20 protein-coding genes are annotated in these 18,884 nt (G+C 36.5%); 12 read left to right on the plus strand and 8 right to left on the minus strand.

Annotated elements, in window-relative coordinates:
• Positions 1–35 precede the first annotated feature (35 nt).
• Complete coding sequence (gene mutY, locus JOC86_RS17820) at positions 36–1,148, minus strand: A/G-specific adenine glycosylase (protein WP_205174301.1); 1,113 nt, start codon at positions 1,146–1,148, stop codon at positions 36–38.
• Between the two features lie 394 nt (positions 1,149–1,542).
• On the opposite strand from mutY, the gene JOC86_RS17825 reads away from it, so the two are divergent.
• The gene (locus tag JOC86_RS17825) at positions 1,543–2,523 is read left to right on the plus strand and encodes a metal-dependent hydrolase (protein ID WP_205174302.1); all 981 of its coding nucleotides are present in this window, start codon (positions 1,543–1,545) and stop codon (positions 2,521–2,523) included.
• 33 nt (positions 2,524–2,556) lie between these two features.
• Here JOC86_RS17825 and JOC86_RS17830 read toward each other — a convergent pair whose 3' ends face one another.
• A complete protein-coding gene (locus JOC86_RS17830; RefSeq protein ID WP_205174303.1) occupies positions 2,557–2,826 on the minus strand; it encodes a YfhJ family protein in 270 nt (89 codons plus the stop codon).
• A gap of 185 nt (positions 2,827–3,011) precedes the next feature.
• On the opposite strand from JOC86_RS17830, the gene JOC86_RS17835 reads away from it, so the two are divergent.
• Together JOC86_RS17835 and JOC86_RS17840 are read left to right on the plus strand one after the other, a co-directional pair.
• A complete protein-coding gene (locus JOC86_RS17835) occupies positions 3,012–3,176 on the plus strand; it encodes a small, acid-soluble spore protein K (RefSeq protein ID WP_205174304.1) in 165 nt (54 codons plus the stop codon).
• An 87-nt stretch (positions 3,177–3,263) separates the two neighbouring features.
• Positions 3,264–3,422, plus strand: a complete 159-nt coding sequence (locus JOC86_RS17840) for a YpzG family protein (protein ID WP_205174305.1) — start codon at positions 3,264–3,266, stop codon at positions 3,420–3,422.
• A gap of 93 nt (positions 3,423–3,515) precedes the next feature.
• On the opposite strand, the gene JOC86_RS17845 is transcribed toward JOC86_RS17840, so the two are convergent.
• Positions 3,516–3,845 (minus strand): YfhH family protein, encoded by a 330-nt coding sequence (locus JOC86_RS17845; RefSeq protein WP_205174306.1) that lies wholly within the window; start codon positions 3,843–3,845, stop codon positions 3,516–3,518.
• A 77-nt stretch (positions 3,846–3,922) separates the two neighbouring features.
• Between JOC86_RS17845 and JOC86_RS17850 the strand changes: the two genes are divergently transcribed.
• Positions 3,923–4,600 carry an SDR family NAD(P)-dependent oxidoreductase gene (locus tag JOC86_RS17850; RefSeq protein ID WP_205174307.1) on the plus strand — a complete coding sequence of 226 codons (678 nt, stop codon included), beginning with the start codon at positions 3,923–3,925 and terminating at the stop codon, positions 4,598–4,600.
• 705 nt (positions 4,601–5,305) lie between these two features.
• On the opposite strand, the gene recX is transcribed toward JOC86_RS17850, so the two are convergent.
• Entirely contained in the window at positions 5,306–6,106 is an 801-nt protein-coding gene (gene recX, locus JOC86_RS17855) for a recombination regulator RecX (protein ID WP_205174308.1), read from the minus strand.
• 67 nt (positions 6,107–6,173) lie between these two features.
• Here recX and JOC86_RS17860 point away from each other — a divergent pair, with 67 nt between their 5' ends.
• From JOC86_RS17860 to JOC86_RS17870, 3 genes are all read left to right on the plus strand, one after another.
• The gene (locus JOC86_RS17860) at positions 6,174–7,082 is read left to right on the plus strand and encodes a TIGR01777 family oxidoreductase (protein ID WP_205174309.1); all 909 of its coding nucleotides are present in this window, start codon (positions 6,174–6,176) and stop codon (positions 7,080–7,082) included.
• Positions 7,083–7,148: 66 nt separating this feature from the next.
• The gene (locus JOC86_RS17865; RefSeq protein WP_205174310.1) at positions 7,149–7,268 is read left to right on the plus strand and encodes a YfhE family protein; all 120 of its coding nucleotides are present in this window, start codon (positions 7,149–7,151) and stop codon (positions 7,266–7,268) included.
• 96 nt (positions 7,269–7,364) lie between these two features.
• On the plus strand, positions 7,365–7,550 hold the full coding sequence (locus tag JOC86_RS17870) for a YfhD family protein (protein ID WP_205174311.1): 186 nt from the start codon (positions 7,365–7,367) through the stop codon (positions 7,548–7,550).
• A 391-nt stretch (positions 7,551–7,941) separates the two neighbouring features.
• Here the strand turns inward: JOC86_RS17870 and JOC86_RS17875 are convergent, their stop codons facing one another.
• Entirely contained in the window at positions 7,942–8,661 is a 720-nt protein-coding gene (locus JOC86_RS17875) for a hypothetical protein (protein WP_205174312.1), read from the minus strand.
• 147 nt (positions 8,662–8,808) lie between these two features.
• The gene (locus tag JOC86_RS17880; protein ID WP_205174313.1) at positions 8,809–8,997 is read right to left on the minus strand and encodes a hypothetical protein; all 189 of its coding nucleotides are present in this window, start codon (positions 8,995–8,997) and stop codon (positions 8,809–8,811) included.
• 658 nt (positions 8,998–9,655) lie between these two features.
• Here JOC86_RS17880 and JOC86_RS17885 point away from each other — a divergent pair.
• From JOC86_RS17885 to JOC86_RS17900, 4 genes are all read left to right on the plus strand, one after another.
• Complete coding sequence (locus JOC86_RS17885) at positions 9,656–12,712, plus strand: efflux RND transporter permease subunit (protein ID WP_205174314.1); 3,057 nt, start codon at positions 9,656–9,658, stop codon at positions 12,710–12,712.
• A gap of 297 nt (positions 12,713–13,009) precedes the next feature.
• A complete protein-coding gene (locus tag JOC86_RS17890) occupies positions 13,010–13,468 on the plus strand; it encodes a peptidase M56 (RefSeq protein ID WP_205174315.1) in 459 nt (152 codons plus the stop codon).
• Positions 13,469–13,606: 138 nt separating this feature from the next.
• Positions 13,607–14,467: a helix-turn-helix domain-containing protein gene (locus tag JOC86_RS17895; RefSeq protein WP_205174316.1), complete on the plus strand. Its 861-nt coding sequence runs from the start codon at positions 13,607–13,609 to the stop codon at positions 14,465–14,467.
• A gap of 52 nt (positions 14,468–14,519) precedes the next feature.
• Positions 14,520–14,897 carry a VOC family protein gene (locus tag JOC86_RS17900; protein ID WP_205174317.1) on the plus strand — a complete coding sequence of 126 codons (378 nt, stop codon included), beginning with the start codon at positions 14,520–14,522 and terminating at the stop codon, positions 14,895–14,897.
• A gap of 133 nt (positions 14,898–15,030) precedes the next feature.
• Here the strand turns inward: JOC86_RS17900 and JOC86_RS17905 are convergent, their stop codons facing one another.
• Positions 15,031–16,212, minus strand: coding sequence for a YhgE/Pip domain-containing protein (locus JOC86_RS17905; RefSeq protein WP_205174318.1), 1,182 nt, complete (start codon positions 16,210–16,212; stop codon positions 15,031–15,033).
• Between the two features lie 180 nt (positions 16,213–16,392).
• Here JOC86_RS17905 and JOC86_RS17910 point away from each other — a divergent pair, with 180 nt between their 5' ends.
• A complete protein-coding gene (locus JOC86_RS17910; RefSeq protein ID WP_205174319.1) occupies positions 16,393–17,010 on the plus strand; it encodes a TetR/AcrR family transcriptional regulator in 618 nt (205 codons plus the stop codon).
• A 53-nt stretch (positions 17,011–17,063) separates the two neighbouring features.
• On the opposite strand, the gene JOC86_RS17915 is transcribed toward JOC86_RS17910, so the two are convergent.
• Complete coding sequence (locus tag JOC86_RS17915) at positions 17,064–18,392, minus strand: S8 family serine peptidase (RefSeq protein WP_205174320.1); 1,329 nt, start codon at positions 18,390–18,392, stop codon at positions 17,064–17,066.
• Positions 18,393–18,884: the final 492 nt, after the last annotated feature.

An 18,884-nucleotide genomic window follows, 5' to 3' on the forward strand; every position in this document is an offset into this window, starting at 1 on the left:
ACTTTCATCTATATAATGATGTTGTGGTTCCAACCCTAATTCAGGATGCCTCTTTCGTCTACATAACACTTCCAAATTTTTTGATGTGACACAGGGAAAGCATATTTTGCAAGCTCTTCTTCTGTTACTATTTCCATTGAAGAATCGTTTGGTTGGTCACTCTGATTTATTTTACCGAAATATACATTTATATTCCATTTAAGATGTGAAAAGATATGGTCAATTTTCGTTTTCACACCATTTTCCAAATCTACTTGCAGCCCATATTCAGTTAGAAGGAACTGTTCTAATTGCTTTCTGGCAGTGGAAAAATCGCCTATTTCACAATTTGGAAATTCCCAAAGATTCGCTAGAAGGCCTGTACTAGGGCGCTTATGGATAAGGAATTCACCATTTTCGTTTACAAGGACTGCTGCTGCTAATGACACCGATCGAGTGCTTTTCTTTTTGGTTTTGATCGGAAGCTCATTCTGAACCCCTTCATGGAATCCATGGCAATGTTCACGTACAGGGCAGAGTAAACATTTTGGAGAAGTGGGAGTACAGATTAAGGCGCCTAATTCCATTAAAGCTTGATTAAAAAACGATGGGTTCTCATGTGAAATCAATTTACGAATGGCCTCTTCAAATACTTTTCGGGAGGAAGGTTTTGCAATGTCCTTCCAGATGGAAAGAATACGTGACAAGACTCGCATGACATTTCCATCTACAGCAGGCTCAGGTATCCCATAAGCAATACTTAAAATGGCGCCTGCTGTATAGGGTCCTACTCCTTTAAGTTTTGATATTTCGTTAGGAGTATTAGGCACTTGACCATTATACTGTTCATGAACTTCTTTTACAGCACTTTGTAAATTTCGTACTCTTGAATAATACCCTAGCCCTTCCCACGCTTTTAGAACTTCCTCTTCTGGTGCAGCGGCTAGTGTAGCAACTGTTGGAAACTTATCAATAAAATTCAAAAAATACGGAATGACCGTATCAACCCGTGTCTGCTGGAGCATGATTTCTGATACCCAAACTTTATAGGGATCTTGGTCTTTTCTCCATGGAAGGTCTCTCTGTTCCTCTGTAAACCATCCAATAAGATCGGATTGGAACTGAGTAATATCCGTATGTTCTATATGTTTTAATGTATTTTCTTTCAATTTTGTACCTCCAAAATGTTAAACCACTTCGAATTTAGGGAATATAATATAATACTTTAGTTTTTATAAATGTCTGTCTTATGTTGTTTTTAATAAGCGGGGAGATTTCTAATAAAGAAATTGGCATTTCACCCATTTCACTCGAGTCCGACCTCTCCCTTATGACATCAAGCACACGAATGATTTAGGAAATACACTTCCTGACTAGCAGTAATTTAATTTGCGAAGTCATTCTTAAACATAGACATTTGTAACGAAATAGTCATTGTAATCTTCTCCTTTTTACCATATCATGTTCAAAAACAATACAAAAGCGGAATTATATTAGGAAAAGGTAGAAAAGTAAAGATATTCAACAATAAAAAATAGACCTTAACTAAAGGAGGATCCCTATTTGGATACTGGTACACATGTCGTAATGGGCTTTGCTATTGGAGGGCTTGCGACATTAGATCCTGTAGTAGCTGAAAGTACAGCTACATCACAAAGTATTTTAATTGCAAGCCTTATCGGCTCTCAGATTCCTGATATTGATACCGTTTTAAAACTAAGAAATAACGCTGTTTATATACGCCACCATCGCGGCATTACCCATAGTATACCTGCCGTAATACTCTGGCCATTAGTTATATTAGCCGTTATCTACCCATTCTTTCCTGAAGCAAATTTGCTTCATTTATGGTTATGGACATTTGGTGCCGTCATCCTGCATGTATTTGTAGACATATTTAACGCATATGGCACGCAAGCATTACGACCATTCTCGTCTAAATGGGTTGCGTTAGGTGTGATCAATACGTTTGATCCCTTTATATTTGGAATTCATATCGTTGGTTTAATTCTTTGGGGATTCGATTTTCACCCGGGTTATACCTTTATAGCGATATACTTTGTGATATTCATTTACTATTTGATCCGTTTTCAGGTTCAACATGCAGTCAAAACAGCTGTAAAAAAGAGAATCCCAAATGCTGAAAAAATTATTGTTTCTCCAACGATTAAATTTTACCAATGGAGACTAGCAATTATTACCAGGGAGCATTTTTATGTCGCCAGAGCTTATGGAAGATCGATTACCATCTTTGATGAATACAAAAGAGTAGAGATCCCAGATCATGCAGTCATCCACGCTGCTAAACACGACAAAAACCTGGCTGCCTTTCTATCCTTTTCACCTGTATATAGATGGGAAATTGATGAATATGAAGATTTTTATGAAGTTAAATTTATTGACCTAAGATATAGAAGTAATGGGCATTATCCATTTGTTGCGGTTGTTCAATTGGATAATGAATTTAATATTGTCGGTTCATATACCGGTTGGATTTTTAGTGAAGAAAAGTTAAGGAAGAAGTTGGAAATCATTCCAGATTAAAAAACACCAATGGGACATTCCCCACTGGTGTTTTTAATGTTTTAATTCTTCATCGTCAGTCAAAAGATGCGCATATTTTGGATTTAACGCAGCGAATTCATGGAGTTTGCTCCCATATTGAGTAATCCATTGTCTTACGACTTTTTCTGTCACTTCTTTTCCTTTGTATTGATAGCCTGCTTTAGCATAAGTGGTTTCAAAATCTTCCCAAAGTAATTCTACCCATGTTCGTGCACGTTGTTCATTTATATTTCGATTATGCTGAAGTAATAAATTAGTTAATGACTCAAAAACCTTCTCCATTTTATCCCCTCCATTCCCATAATTTAATGACTTCCACTTGTGATAATAAACATTAAATATATCATACTAAAAGTACGTGATGAAGTTTTTTACCATGACTTCTTCACGATTTTCTAAATTTCTTGTCTAGTTCCAGTGCCTATATTGATCCAGGCATCTCCACTTTTATTTTTAGGAGGCTAATCATGAGAAATAAAGTAAAAGGTTTTCCAAATCAAAACAATAACAAATTTGAAGGAGAACCAAGAGCCAAAGCCGAATATGCCTCTAAGCGTGCAAATGGGACCACCAATACTCACCCACAAGAGCGGATGCACGCATCGAACCAGAGAGAACACGATTCCATTTAGTTTCTTTAAGATCATGTTTGAAACCTAGTCTTCCACTAATGGGAAGCCTAATGATTTAATGAATTAAAACATTAGGGGGTAATCGTAATGGGTAACATGAAAAATAATTTTTACAATAATAAATACAGCAGCCCCTTTAACAAAGGCTGGTATAACCCAAAACATGCTCACTCTCAAGCGAATGGGCAAACGACCCAATCTCAAGATTTGATTATACTTGAGGCACAAACAAGAAAAAGATCATAAAACGGAGCGGCTAGATCTTGCCGTTGGAGCTAGATGCAGAAAGTAAACAAAAGCTAAAGAAACAAGGTGGAATTGTCCCCTTGTTTCTTTAGCTCATGATGATTTTTTTCTAGTTAAAAGTGAAATGGGCAGCGCCTCTTCTTTTCCATCCCCACCAAGACGGTATCCCCAAGCAAACACTCCATTTAAATAGTCTATTTTAAAATAAGTTCCAGGATCCCCTTCAATGCCATAAATTTCACCTGCTGAAAAATCATTGGGATCTAATAAATAGGCTTCTGCCATAAGTGCTTTACGTTCTAATACAGCAAATTCATTTACAATGCCAAGTTGCTCCGCTTTACGAGCTTTCTCTTTAAGCTCTGCAATTTCTTGTTTTAATTGGTATTCAGTTAATTCACTATATCTTTTTTCTTGTTCCATATTGATCCCTCCATCAGAATAAGTATAGAGAAAATGATAAAATAAAAAAAGGTTTTAAAATTGAAAGGATGAGAAAAATGAAGTCTGTCGTAATCTCTGGTGGCGGCTCAGGGCTTGGCAAAGAGCTTGGTGTCCTGCTTTCGAAAAAAGGTATGCAAGCGATCCTTCTGGGTCGAACAGAAAAAAAACTTTTAGAGACTAGTGAAATCATAAAAAAAAATGGCGGAGAAGCAAGTTATTATGTTTTAGATATAACGGCACATGCTGAAGTGAAAAAGACAGTATGTGAAATCAACGAGAATCATGATGTAGAAATGCTGATAAACAATGCTGGTGTTGGTTATTTTGGTCCAATTTTAGAATCCACTGATCAACAACTCCTAGAAATGTTCCAGACGAATGTATTTGGATCAATTTATTTAACCAAAAGCTTTTTACCGATGTTTTTAAAAAATTCAACTGGCACGATTCTAAATATTATCTCTACAGCAGGACTGCGCGGAAAGAAAAATGAAGCCTTATACGTATCGAGCAAATTCGCTTTAAGAGGCTTTTCCGAGAGTTTACAAAAGGAATACGAAGGTGATGCATTAAAAATTGTGAATGCCTATATGGGTGGAATGGACACGCCATTTTGGGATGAATCAGATCATATCACTGATAAAAGTCGAATGCGGACTCCAAAAGATGTTGCTGAAATGATTTTAAAAGAGCTCCCTATGAAGGACAAGATTGTAATTGAATCGAAGAAATAGAAATGTTGCTTTTAAAGAAAGACCTTTTTTGAGACAACTTAAAGCGTTCATAGCTCATATGAAAGACCATTCTATAATTGCTCGACCTTAGTCGGGCCTTCATCACTCTAATGAACGACCTTTTTCTTGAGTACCGACTTTTTTTGGGCGTTCATAGCTCTTATGAAAGACCTTTTTCTGGTTGCTCGTCCTCATTCGGGCCTTCATTACCCTAATGAACGACCTTTTTCTTTCGTACCGACTTTGTTTGGGCGTTCATAGCTCTTATGAAAGCCCTTTTTCATGTTGCTCGACCTCATTCGGGCCTTCATCACCCTAATGAACGACTTTTTTCTTGCGTACCGACTTTGTTTAGGCGTTCATAGCTCTTATGAAAGTCCTTTTTCTTGTTGCTCGACCTCATTCGGGCCTTCATCACCCTAATGAACGACCTTTTTCTTGCGTACCGACTTTGTTTGGGCGTTCATAGCTCTTATGAAAGCCCTTTTTCTTGTTGCTCGACCTCATTCGGGCCTTCATCACCCTAATGAACGACTTTTTTCTTGCGTACCGACTTTTTATGGGCGTTCATAACTCTTATGAAAGCCCCTTTTCTTGTTGCTCGATCTAATTCGGGCTTCCTTACTCTAATGAAAGACCTTTTAGCCGACTTAGTTTCACCTATTTTTCGAAACAATCAAAATAAGAGAGGGAAGACTCTCAAAGTCATTCCTCCTCTATTTCGTCTAATACTTTATCAATGCTCTCTAGGGGAAAACCTTTTCGATATAAAGTCTGTTTCATTTTTTGCTTATATTCAAAGCCGGTAGCTTTTTTACTAATACGTTGATGTGCTTTCTGTGCTTGTTTATAAAGGGCTTCCCACTCTTCATCCGCATTTTTTTCTGTAGATGCCTCCTCCCAAGCCATTCTAATGATCGAGGAGGAATACCCTTTTCTTATAAGATTTTGCTCGACTTTTTGTTTTGCTTGTACTGAAGACTCTTTCTTGTACTTCTTCACTAGTTTTTCCGTTAAATCTATTGCTTTTTCAATCTGAAGTTCTTCAGGATAACTTCTCAAAACCTTTTCAATGATTTCTTGATGTACACCTTTATTCACCAGTTCTGTCTTGACCCAATCTGGTCCCTTATCAGAAGTTCGTATGTATGTATTTAAAAAAGATTGGGCAAAATCTTCATCATTAAGATATCCGTATTCATGAAGCTTGTGAATCACTTCTTGAACAAGTGTTTCTTCGACCTCTTTTTTCATTAGGTACTCTTTGACTTCTTTTTCCGTTCTCATCCGAAAAGAAAGATATTGGATGGCAGAATGAAATCCCTTCCTAATATCATCCTCATATTGGATTTCAGCTATCAACAAGTCGTCAATCTCTTTTCCCTTTAGCAGCCCGTAGCGAGCAAGAACTTCTTCATCAACACTAAAAGCGTATTGATTATCGATAAAAATATTATATCTCTCATCATTTTTAACCTGTTTTGTCATTTTCGTTATCGTTTTCAAATGCCTTCACCTCATTTTTACTTTAACATAGTGATTAGATAAATAGATATCAACTGGAGGGATGAAAATGAGAGTTGTCATTTCAGGTGGAACGGGATTTATTGGGAATGCATTAACAGAGGAATTAATCTCATATGGGCATGAGGTTTTTATTCTTACTCGTAGTCCAGAAAAACAGAATGATTCAGAAAAGGTTCACCATATTCAATGGGTAAAAGACGGAGCTAAACCAGAGAAAGAACTTGTAAACATTGATGCATTTATTAACCTTGCCGGAGAATCAATTAATAGCGGAAGATGGACGGCTAAACGAAAACAACGAATTTTAGAAAGTAGAATTGAAGCGACTCGAGAAATGATTCGATTGGTAAAAATCATACAACCACATACGTTTATTCATGCAAGTGCAATTGGGTATTATCAACCATCGAAATTAATCACCCATACAGAAACATCTCAGGACATAGCTAATGACTTCCTTGCTCAGACCGTAAAACGATGGGAAGAAGAAGCAAGCGAAGCCATTAATTTAGGAGTACGAACGGTATATACTCGGTTTGGGATCATTTTAGGAAAAGAAGATGGTGCACTTCCACGAATCGCTATCCCTTACAAACTTTTCGCCGGAGGAACAATCGGTTCAGGAGAACAGTGGGCGAGCTGGATTCATCTAAAAGATACAGTTAGAGCCATTAGGTTCACACTTGAAACGAATGATATTCAAGGTCCAGTAAATATTACTGCCCCTTCACCTGTTACGATGAAAGAACTTGGTCAAATCTTAGCTAAAGTTATCAATAGACCTCATTGGTTTCCCACTCCTTCTTTTGTAATCAAAGCTGTATTAGGGGAAATGAGCACGTTAGTTTTGGAAGGTCAAAAAGTTATTCCTTCAGTACTGATGGATCATGGATTCTCATTCATGTATCCATCCCTTGAAAAGGCATTAGTAAATATTTATAAGAATCAAGATTGAAGTATGAACTTTTTTCAGTAGGGAAAAATAGAAATATATCCCACTGATGAAAGGATGTGTTCTTCAATGGAGAAAAAGAAAAGAGATAAGGTAAAATCTGTATTGTCCAGTGCTCAGGAAGTTACCTATTCAAGAGAATTTAAATCCGCGGACAGAGCTGGCGGTTATACGAACAAAAAGCATTAAAGTTTTTCATAAAAAAAAGATATTCTACAGATAATAAAGGTACGAAGAGCAATGATTGCTTTTCGTACCTTTATTATCTGAGAGGGGTCGGTCGTATTGGGTAGAGCACATGGACAAAAAACGCGTGACAAAAATAAAAACAAACTTCCTCAAGTTCCTAAACAATTAAAGTCGGATGGGATTGACGAGGAGTATTCTAGAGAACTTGCAGACCAAGAAGATCTAGAAGCTCAAGCACGAGCCAATGCAGCCAATCAGCGTCAGAGTACTCGCAGGAAATAAAGAAGATAGATGACCTAAAGTGCCAGGTTGAAGTTCCAGCACTTTAGGTCACTTTTTTTACAGAATCAGGGACCTACTTAATAATTTGTCCATTTTGGATGATCATTTGTCCGAAATAGTGTTTTATCATCCGTTATTAGCGGTTTTTTGTCCGTTGAAGGCAATATATTGACCATTCGACAAAATACAGCATTTTTTTCGCCAAAGGCAATATTTTTCCTATACACTCTCCTAACAAAAAAGGACCGCACTCATCCATGCTAGTCCTCCTCAGATTGATCAAAAAATGTCCGGAACCATTGACTTGTTCTATTCTCAATAATTCAGGAAGAGGGCTCATCCATTTTTCGAAGTCCTAGTTCTTGACACTTTTTTGGGGATCAAATCCTTCTTATGCATCGTAAAAACCTCTAATTAATACTTTTTTAATCTCATTTATTTCATTCTTCAGTTTTTCATTTTGTGCGATTAAATCATCAAATGAAATATTTTTTGTGATTTTATTATCCTTTACTTTTTCTACCATCGGTTCAATAGATACATTTTTCTTAAAGTTCGTAAGTCCACCTTTGGGTAGAGTTGTTTTAATTTTTAATAATTGATCTAACATATCTTCATCAAACATAGATTTGAATTTATTTAGAAGCGCACTCATATCAACTGAATTGAATTGGCCAAGAATTGAGCTAATATCGATTGATTTTACTTGTTTCAAAAGCGAATTAATATCGTTTGAATCTAATTGATCCAGAATCGATCCATTATCCTTTGTATTTAATTTTCCAATAATCGAATTGATCTCCTCTGTATCTACTTGCCCTAAGATTGAATTGACAATATTTGAATCTAAATTATTTATAACCGAATCCAAACCATTTGAATTTAATTGTCCCATAACAGAATTTAAATCCAACGAATCAACTATATTCTTAAGTGCATTTGTATTCGATGAATTAGATTGTCCTAATGCAGTATCAATCCCCATTGATTTCACAAGATTCATGATCGATGTCGGGTCTGATGCTATGTTATTATGTTTTATAAATTTCATGGCAAACCCTTTTATTAATTCACCTAGATTTCCGTTATTTCCACTATCTGAAGGTGTCATCTTTTTACCCTCCTTACTTGTTAAAGTAGTAGTTTCGATAAATACATAGTAGAAAACCCTAGAGAATTATCAATATACTATAATTCCCCAGGATTTCATTATTCCTTAGAATTAGCTAGTAACAAATTTTTAGATTAACTAGTTTTATTAGTCATTGAAAATTTGATTTAAAACTAGCAACACTAGTAATACAAGAGCAATAATAATTGAAACAATAGGTTCAATTGCTAGGAAAATAAAGAAAGCAACTAGTAATAGGACTAATAGGAGATCAAAGAAGTCAAAGCCTCCATTGCCTCCTCCATTTCCTTTATTTCCAGGAGAATTTTTTGGCATATCATTACACCTCTTTTTAAATTTAGTAGTAAAGTACTTTACAAAATATTCTATGTAGAGTCGTTGGGCATGCTTAATACAAATGCACACCTACTATTAAAAAGGGCAGCCTAAATAAAAGATTGCTAGAATCTCATCTTACATGAGTGTGAATGACTTCTAGACTAGACATATAAACCAAAATAAGGAAGAAATGTTGTCGTTAACACTTATAGCTACTATATTGATGGATTAATAGAAGGGAGAGTTGCTTTTGTATAAAATGATCTGGTTGAGGATGATATAAAAATAGCAGAATTGCTTCAATCTCATATTTCGAAATATGGGTACGATTATCCAAGTGATTTATTTCTTAACCATTCGATCCTCTTATTTTAAAAATGTAAAGGATAGTTTGTAGTTTTATTGGGGGTTGTCCAAAGGCGCTTGGACACCCCCCTAAGTCTTAGGTCTTACAAAAAATCTGTCTGTGGTTCGATATGAAGATTATAAAATCAAGATATGATGGTTAGTAGACAATTATGTAAAAAATGGTAATATTCTTACCGAAATTTATTATTTTTTTACATTATATTGGTTTTTAAATCCAATATTTGTATTATAATTGGGTCTTGGGTGCTATGAAAGTATTGAATGCTAGAATCAAAGGAGAGTTGAGATGGGTCTGTTTAAATTTATTGTTCAAAGGAAAATCTTAATTAGTTTAATCGTTGTTCTGGTTTTAATGGTTGGAAGCTTTGCCATAGTAAAACTTGATAAAGAACTAATGCCTTCTGTAAATATGGATGGTGCTTTTGTTGAAATCAATGCAGGTGAGATGGCCGCAATTGAAGTCGAACGAACCATCACTACCCCATTAGAACAAAAGATCCAAGGGATTGATGGTGTTGAAGATATTAAAACGACTACCTTAATTGGGCGAAGTACTTTCATGATTACACTTGAACGTGGGCGTGGAGAAGAATTATTTAAAGAAATTGAAGCTTTAGTTAACTCTACCACTTCAGACATTTCCGGTATAGAAGATGTAATGGCCATGCAGTACGGAACTAGTCAAAGCTATGAATTGTTCATGGATGTATCTGGTGGAGAAATGGAGAAAATGACGGCATTCTCTAAAAATATACTAGAACCAAGATTAGAAGCATTACCTGAAGTAAGAGATGTCGATCTATCTGGAATCCAAGAGCATGAAATGTCCATTGTGTTTAACCGAGGAGAAATGACTAAAAAAGGTCTAGATCCTTCACAAGTCATTGCTGCTATCCAGCAGACTGATACAGAATCAACCATTGGAGAATTTAGCAACGACAAGGGTTCTCCTTCGGTTCGTTGGAGCACGAAGTTAGCTACAATTGATGATGTTAAAAACATTCAAATCCCCACTCAAAACGGATTTATTGAGTTAGACGAGATTGCAAATGTTTCTTTAGATCCTATTGAAAGCTCTTCATTTGCATGGAAGAATGGCACAAAGGATTTTGTCCTAGTTCAAGTTGGCAGGAATTCAGATTATACACAAATCGAGATGACTGAAGCAGTTAGAGAAGAACTAAAAGACATTCGTGATGAGGATTTAATTAAAGGTTTTGATGTAAATGAAATAGTAGCTCAATCTGACTATGTAAAAGAATCAATTGATGGGGTTACCTCTAATATTATCATTGGGGCGGTTATTGCCTTTGCCATCCTTTTGATTTTTCTACGTAATATCCGAGCGACCATCATAGTAGGGATTTCGATACCTACGTCTGTGTTACTAACTTTTTCAACAATGTGGTTATTGGATTACAGTTTTAACATGTTAACCTTAATTGGTTTAGGATTAGGGATTGGGATGATGGTAGACTCCTCTATTGTTATACTTGAATCCATTTATCGAAAGAAAGAACAAGGTTTATCAAAGCTTGATGCCGTTTTAGAGGGTACAAAGGAAGTTTCATCTGCCGTTATCGCATCGATGTTAACGACCATTGTTGTATTCTTACCGATTGGAATGCTCGGTGGAGATATGGGTCAATTCATGATCATGCTGTCTGTCGTTGTAGCTATTACCCTCATAAGCTCAGTCATTATTTCGTTCACACTCATTCCATCACTATCGGAAAAATTCTTAAAAATCCGCGAACAAAAGAAAGCTCGTAAAGAAGGAAGATTTATTCGGGGGTATAGAAAACTAATTTCATGGATTGTGAGGAAAAAACGTTATAGTATTGCTGTTATCACCATCTTTTTCCTCATGTTCGTTGGTTCTTTATTACTGGTTACGAAAATCCCTATGACTATCATGCCAGATATGTTTAATCGCTACACGGAGGTTGCCATCGACATTGAGAGCGGCATTTCATTAGAAGAAAAAGAAGAAATGGTACAGGAAATTAATCATTCACTTAAATCGGTTCATGATGTCGAGTCAAATTATGTCTTAGATAATGGAACCTCCCTCTATACCATTATTAATATGACAAAAGGCGATGACATTACAACCGGTCAGAAGGAAGTAAATGAAGACATTTCTAAAGCTTTACGGAACCTCAAAGAAACCCAGCCAATTGAGGCAGTCCAATCCGCTATGGCCGGCGGCGGCTCCCCTGTTCAAGTGAATATTAAAGGGGAAAGCTTTGAGGAGCTTAAAGTTATTTCAGATCAATTTATAAATGAACTAAAAGGAATTGAAGGAATTGTAGGGGTCACAAACACTATGGAACGCACTTCCGTAGAACAAGTAATTGAACTAAAAGCGAAAGAAATTGAAAAGGCAGGATTGTCACAATCACAAATCAAACAGTTTATGGAGCAAGCATTTTTACAAATGCAGGTAAGTGAAATGAATGTGAATGACGAATCCGTTCCATTAATGGTGAAATGGGATAAAAAAACCGATACACAGTCAGCTCTACTAGACTTAATGGTGCCAACACCGAAAGGCGAGAAAAAACTCTCCACTTTTATCTCATTAAATAGTGTCGATACACCAAATGAAATTACCCATACCGATGGTGAACGCTTTATCTCTATCTCAGCAGATATTGAAGGAAGAGACTTAGGGGCCATCAATCGTGATGTTCAAAGAGTGATAGACGAATTTGATACACCAACTGGATATACCGTATCAGTTGCTGGAGACCTTGAGCAGCAGCAAGAATTAATCCAAGAAATGATCATCATTTTGGCAATTGCGATATTCTTAGTCTATTTAGTAATGGCCGTTCAATTTAACCACCTCGGTCATCCACTCATCGTTATGTCCGTCATTCCGATGACATTAGTAGGAGTCATTCTTGGATTATTTATGACACAGCGTGATCTTAGCATCATGTCTGGAATGGGAATTGTGATGCTAATCGGGATTGTCTTAAACAACGCTATCCTGCTCATTGATCGTACGAATCAGTTACGAAAAGAAGGCAACTCTATTCAGGATGCTCTTGTTGAAGCAGGTAAAAACCGGATTCGCCCAATTTTTATGACCACCCTAACAACAGTAGGTGGAATGCTGCCATTAGCACTAGCAACCGGCTCATCTGGTAACTATCAGGCACCAATGGCAACAGCCATCATCGGTGGTTTACTATTTGCAACCATTATTACTCTTTTCCTAATCCCGGCTGTTTACCGACTGTTTTCAAAGAAAACGAAAGTACGGACTGAAATCGAAAGTGAATTCGCCGAAAGTAACATTGAAGTTAGTAAAAAATCCAAAGTGGTCATTTGATTTTTGATGAAAAACCCCATTTCGATAGCGAATGTGCTGTCGAAATGGGGTTTTTAGTTCCTATTCTTGCTGAGAGTAATTCTCCGCCCCATATTCTGTCTATCTTCGTGGTTAATTTGTCCATGATTGGCTATTATTTGTCCATAACCTATAATAATTTGTCCAAAACAGTAAATATATTGACCAAACGACAATTGTCGACATATTTTTTTGAGTTAAAACAAGATTACTTTATAATACAAACACACTAAAATAGACCTCCTCATATTCTAAACAGAAGATAAATTGGAGGTACTTATGATAATCGATCCTTTTAATCCATCTAGAGATGTTTTTTTCCCAATGAAGCTTTATCGCAATTCGGTGTATAACATTATCCTAAAATATCCTTATCATTGGACAAAGATTCCAGGATATGATGAGAGATACGGTTCCTATGATGGTTTTTTTCAAATATCCGCTCTATCAAGTGGTGGTGCAAGTATTGATCAACTGGCTTCACAGGAAGCCTTCCATCAATTAAATCCTTATGGTTCTAGACCATTCATTTTCCGTTCAAGAATGGCTGGACAAGAGGCAAGGTTTATTTTCCCATCGTCTGATCAACCGGCAGAGATGTTCCGACAGGCAGCTTTAATCGTTAGATACCCCCGCCCCATTACGATCTCTGGTAAAACGTATGATTACTTTATCTTGTGGTCAGATAATTTTTATATAAAGTTCATTGGTCGGAGTTTGAGGTTTTTAGTATGGTAATCTTAGTGTAATTTTGTGCATAGTGCAAAGATGTTCATTATGGCACGAAAAATATTTATTAACAAACGCCCCTTACGACCAAGGGGTATTTATTATGTATAATAGTTTTAATAGAAACTTCTATTAAAGGGGGATACCATGGGAATAAATAGTTCAACAAACTATGTATTACATGCTACTAGCAATGAATTCTACTGGGAAGGTGATGGGCAACTTTCTCTTAAAACGTTTGCGAATGGCCATGCTCATTATAAAACCAGTAAAGGCTTTTTTGCCGTTGATGAGTCTAGGTATCTTTTACTTAACGAGGGGCCGTATACGATTTCTATTGAGGATAAAAATGTAGTGGAGTCTTTTTGTATTTTTTTCAAAAGCGGGTTTGCTGAACAAGTGTCAAGGAGTCTAGAAGATTCCCCAGATGCACTCCTTTCAGATCCATATAAGAGAAGACGCTCTATTGGCTTCTTTGAAAAAACATACCAAGAAAGTTTACTGCTTACATCTCAATTACAAAAGTTAAAAACTAGCATTCCTTTCTATCAGGACGATCTTCTATGGAAAGAAGAACAATTCCATAAGATTATGCAAACAATCCTCCATATACATAATGATACCTTAAGAGAAGTTCATTCATTAAAAGCACTTCGATTTACAACTCGTGAAGAATTATACAGACGAATTCACACAGCACATGATTATATTCGATCGTTCTACACACAGCAAATACAATTAGAAGATATTGCCCAGATTGCCTGCTTATCTCCAAACCATCTTTTAAGAAACTATTCTAACATCTTTGGAAAATCGCCTCATCAGCACATTATGGAATTACGCGTTTCAAAAGCCATTCAACTATTAAGTAATTTAGATGACAACATTACAGACATTTCTTTTAAAATAGGCTACAATAATCCCGTTTCGTTTAGCAAAATGTTTAAACAGCATGTAGGATTATCTCCATTAGCATTTCGAAAAAAAGTGATTTTGGATAAGAAATAATCGTCATTTTGTTTTACTATTAAATTGAAATTTAACAAAGGGTGTGATGATTTTGGAGAGAAACACAATTGAAAAAGTTGGTCAAATCGGGATTCCAGTAAAAGATTTAAACAAAGCCATCTCATTTTATAAAGATGTATTAGAACTACAGCTACTATTTAACACAGATAACATGGCGTTCTTCGAATGCAATGGGATTCGCCTGCTCCTTAGCCTGCCTGAAAAGGGTGAGTTTGCTCATTCAAGCTCTGTTATCTATTTTCAAATTGACAACATAAAGGAGAAATATCAGGAATTGATAAAAAAAGGCGTTTCGTTCATTGATGAACCTCACATAGTGGCAAAAATGGGACAAACTGAGACATGGATGACCTTTTTTAAAGATACAGATGGGAACACTCATGCTTTGATGAGTGAAGTACAAATATAATAACAAAATAGGTCCTTACGAAAACCAAGATGTCAGGAACCACAACTTGAATCTATAGAAGAAACCCTCAAAAGATACACAAGCAAAGTGGTTCCGGACCTCTTACGGGAAAGCCTCTCAGGATCCCTCCCCATCATTTCTCCACTTTAACATTCTTCGTTTTTGCCTCCCCACGCACTGGTTTAAATGGAGCTAATAGCATCATAATCAATCCCGCTAATCCAATATAGCCTAGGACTCCTATACCTTTATCTAATGGGTTTACCCCAAAGAATAATACATCTTTAAAGGCTTCGACACTAAATCGGAATGGCACCCAGGAATACAGCCAATCCTTTGTGATATCTGGTAGCATTTCCGGTGGCAGAGTAAGGACTGGCATCGAGAAAAAGAAGAGTAACACGAATATCGGAGCTGCTGCATAGCCAATCCAGTTTAATAATCCACCCTGGATAAAGAAGAACATCATCCCTATGAACAACAGAAGGGCAAACATGTCACCACCGTTTGGAATCGAAACATCTAGGACACCATCAGCAAACCAAAAAACAAGTCCGCAAATTGACACAACGAAAAGCAGCCCGCCAAGGATTTGGCTAGTGATTGACGAGATCGTCCATTTTGCCAACCCAAGTTTTTTTATAGCTGTAAAGAGAATCATCGACCCTATAAATGTTGTTAACCAAAGAATTTGAGTAAACAATGCAGGGGTATTCCCATTAGCGTTATGCTCTCCTACTGAATTCAATGTTCTAGTAGTAACTTGAATGGGTAGGGTTAATAATTTTGACTTTTCTACTGATAATGGAATTTGTTGAGACTCAACCTGTTCATATAAATTATTCTCTACTTGGGTATTTAAATTCGATAGGATCCTACTCGCCATCTGCCCAGCCATTTTAGCCCCTGTAGCATTCATTCCTTCGTTAACCAGGATTTCGACTTCAGGCTTTTCAGAACGCTCGGTTAACAATGAAAAAATATTTTGAGAAAGACTGCTTGGGATGACAATGGTGGCATAGTATTCTTTCTCGTTCATCCCTTCCACCGCTTTTTCCCGACTATCTAAAAACGCCCAGTCAATTGACTCGTTATCGTTCTTTTTAACTTGCTCTAGAAATCGTTTACCGAAGTTCAATTGTTGACCATTCGGCAAAGCCACACCATCATCTTGAACAACAATAGCAAGCGGAATTTCTTTTGGTGTCGGATTTACCGTCGATCCCATAAAAGCAAAGGTGAATAGGATAACCGCAATCAGAATACCAACGAATCCACCCCAAAATAGTTTCTGTTGAAAGAAGCTTTTCATCATAAACAACACTCCTTATTTTTTGACAATCTGTTGATTAATTAACAACTTGTTGTATATGATGTAATTATAAAAGAATTTTCCTGCCATTCAATATCCAATAATGATGATTATGTTCGATATACGACAACTATTTAGGGTTATGTTGTTTAATGAACAAAAAAAATGAGAGGAGAATGAATGATGACCAAAAAACCGGACCTACGCGTAATAAGAACTCGGAAAAATATCAATAAAGCATTTCTAAAATTAATTCAACAAAAAGGCTTTGACTCCGTGACCATTCAGGATATTGCAGATGAAGCTATCATCAACAGGGCAACCTTTTATCTTCATTATGAGGATAAGTTTGATCTCCTTGAAAAAATGAGCAACACGATTATCGAAGAATTAATGAATGCCATAAATCCTGCCTACCACATCGAGGATAAAGAAGTCAAAATTAGAAAACTACAATCAACCATTAAAAATGTCTATGAATGTGTGGAGAAAAATCATGCATTCTTCAAAGTGATGTTCGGAGAGCATGGTGTCTACAATTTTCGTAATGATCTCGAAGACATGATTCGAAATAAGTTCAGTAAAAATATGACGGACTTAGGGGTACATTCCTCTGACTTCGAGATACCAAAAGATTTAATAGTCCATTTTATTTGCTCCGCTTTTGTCGGTGTCATTCAATGGTGGTTAAAGGAAGACATGAAACCCTCCCCTCAAGAAATGGCCTTACAGCTTTCTAAGATTGTGACACTGGGACCTATGAGGGCAGCGGGGATAAAAGTTGGGAAAATGTTTGAATAATAAAAAGGGCCTATTCCAGAGCACGTTAAAGTACCATGGATAAGCCCTAACACCTACTTTGGTATCGACTTCTCCGCATTTATATACCCTGCCCCATATATATTAGGGTCACCTTCTTTCCAGGAATCTGAATGGATGATTAATAATTCTTTTACCATTTGAGGTGTCGCATCTGGTTTTTGTTGTAGAATCAATGCCGCTACCCCGGCACAAATCGGGGTTGCCATCGAAGTTCCAGATAATGTTACATAATCTTCACCCACCCGGCTTTCTTTCTGGATTTTATCAATATATGAATTGGGTGATCTTAGTGAAACAATATCAACACCTGGAGCTAAAAGATCTGGTTTAATTAATCCATAGATGGTTGGTCCCCTACTTGAAAAGCTTGCAACGTCATCATCAGATTTTGTTTCAGGTGTATTATTATCATCTAATGCTCCGACTGTTATCACTTGATTACTAATTCCCGGACTAGAAATCGTTCTAGGATCTGGACCTTCATTCCCAGCCGCGACACAAACGACAATTCCTTTCTGCCAGGCTTGCTCAACAATCTGCACCATTGGATCAGCATCTTCATTCTCATATTGTTGAGCTGTTGACCCTAATGACATACTAATGATATCAATTTTGTCGTCAGGATTTGCTTCATTATAGTTGATACACCATTCTACACCCTGCATAACCGTCTCTAATGAACCAGAACCTTGTTTATCTAATACTTTTACCCCTACGACATTCGCTTCTGGTGCAGGTCCCATATACTGCCCTGACGAAGCGGCACCATTTCCTACAGCATCACCGGCGCAATGAGTCCCGTGACCATTATCATCATATGGATCCGTTTTTTGATTAATAAAGTCTACGAAATTAGTAATCCTTCCTGATAGATCCTTATGTGGGTATATACCTGTATCAATAATGGCAACCGTCACACCTTTTCCTGTTAGCTTAGTTCCATTTCTAATAACGTTGTTTGCATTTGCTGAAACAACAGCTGTATCTAGTAATGCTTTGACTTCACTGTTTAAATAAATCTTTTTAATATGATTACAGCTAGAAAGAACATCCGCTAATACAGTTGGAGTGATATCCGCGCTGCAACAAGAAACACTAGAAAACTCATTTCTTATTTTACAGCCTCTTTTTTTCGTGAATACGTGATCGACTTCTTGACATCCTTCATGATGGCAACCTTTCTCAAATTCTATTATGATAGACAATTTTTTCGTCTTCTTAATATATTTATCAGATATCTTGTGAAACACACAGGGTGTCCACTTAAAGGGTTTGTAAAGGTTTAGTACTTTATCTCGCAATGGCTTGTCTAGCTTATGAGCATGGGTACGCACCATTTGGATCATAGAATATTCAAACACCTTGTAAACCTCCTTAAACTAGGATGTAATATCCTATGAAACTGGTTAGGAAAGGTAACGGTGCTTGTCCCTTTTTGATTAAAATAGAGTAGAATGGCTTATTGGCTACTTCTATTCATTTTTTATTTAGGCTGTTTTCGTAATCATTGCTGTTATTTGTAAAGGAGTTAGGGTTGGTTGGAGCGGAAGGATCTCGCTTTAAGCGGTGCTTCTGGCGATCCAACCAACCTTTTACAAAAATTTAGGTTCTTAAAAATCAAATAAAGGCGGTGTTTATATGATAGATTTTGATAAAAAATACCATTTGCATGTTGGTTATTATAATAATAATTTTGATTTTGAAGCGTTTTTTATAAAGGAATGAATGAAAACGAGTGGGTTCTGTTTTTTTGAAAGCAGCTTTTAAAAACTCAATTTATTGAGAATATTGTTATGGTTTATTAATCGGAACTTATGATAAAGAAGAGATCAGCTATGATGAGGGGTTTCGTT

It is taken from the genome of Rossellomorea pakistanensis (genome assembly GCF_016908495.1).
Classification (GTDB): Bacteria; Bacillota; Bacilli; order Bacillales; family Bacillaceae_B; genus Rossellomorea; species Rossellomorea pakistanensis.